Origin of the sequence: Endozoicomonas sp. SESOKO2, from assembly GCF_024606245.1 — a bacterium.
GTDB lineage: Bacteria > Pseudomonadota > Gammaproteobacteria > Pseudomonadales > Endozoicomonadaceae > Endozoicomonas_A.
This window is the reverse complement of the sequence record NZ_JAHHPQ010000183.1, coordinates 1-1,315: the sequence shown is the minus strand read 5'-3', so window position 1 is coordinate 1,315 and position 1,315 is coordinate 1. Positions and strand designations below refer to the sequence as shown.

Genomic DNA, 1,315 nt, shown 5'->3' with positions numbered 1-1,315 from the left:
TTTGGGTTTAGATTGTTTCGTCTCTCCCTGTCAGGGCGTTTGTCAATTCCGACCATCATCCGATAGCAGTCGGCCCGCTGTCCCCATGGACAGTGACATACCGCTGGAGTCCGATCCCTGTCCTATTTGTCTGGTTCACTTCCATGGCCGTGATGTGGTCGTCAAAAGCCAATGTTGTGGCAAACACTTCGATCTGGACTGTATTTCGAAGTGTTTTGTTGATCAGCCCATCGGCTCTCGCCGGTGTGCAATGTGTCGGCAAGACCCGATGCCTATTGTGAATGAGCACACCGGGGAATCTTACCCGGATAGATTTTTCCCCGATCCGACCTTTTATAATGCCTGTTCTGACGGGGACTTGAATCAGGTGGAGAAGTCACTGGCAGAAGGAGTCAATGTCAATGCCGTGATGACTGATGATTTCACTGCCTTGATGTTGGCATCTATTGATGGGCACACGGACGTCGTCGAACGCCTTATCAACGCCGGAGCAAACGTCAACGCCGCTCGGACTGAGGATGGCTGCACCCCGCTGTTCATAGCTGCCCAGGAAAATAACACCAACTGCTTGAAAGCCCTGATCGAAGCCAACGCGGACCTCAACGCCAGGGCTAAAGATGGCACCACCGCGCTGTTCATCGCTGCCCAGATGGGCAATACCGACTGTGTGAAACTCCTGATCAACGCTGAGGCAGATCTCAACTCCGCCTTGACGGATGACGCCACCCCGGTGTTCATCGCTGCACAGAAAGGTTACACCGACTGTTTGAAAGCCCTGATCGAAGGCAGCGCAAACATCAACGCACGGACTGTGACTGGCGCCACCGCACTGATGGTCGCTGCCCAGATGGGCAATACCGACTGCGTGAAACTCTTGATCAATACTGGGGCGGATCTCAACGCCGTCAACAGGAATGGCGCCACCGCGTTGTTTATCGCTGCCCAGAAGGGCAATACCGACTGCTTGAAACTCCTGATCAACGCCAAGGCAGATCTCAACGCCGGGGATTCGAATGGCGCCACCCCACTCTTCGCGGCTGTGCAAGAAAATAACATCGACTGCGTGAAACTCCTGATCGACAATGGGGCGGATCTCAATGCCCGGTTTGAGAATGGTGCCGACCCAGTGTTCATGGCAGCCCTGAAGGGTAATACCGACTGCGTGAAACTCCTGATCAACGCTGGGGCAAATCTCGACAGCGGGACCGTACTTGGCACTACCCCGCTGTCCATTGCAGCCCGGAAGGGCAACACCGACACCGTGAAACTCCTGATCAACGCCGGGGCAGATCTCAACAGCCGGAACGATTTTGGC

The 1,315-nt window shown here is 54.9% G+C and carries 1 protein-coding gene; it reads left to right on the top strand.

Annotated elements, in window-relative coordinates:
• Positions 1–1,315: ankyrin repeat domain-containing protein (locus tag KDK17_RS04500; protein ID WP_257287447.1), on the top strand; the 1,315-nt coding region annotated here is incomplete at both ends.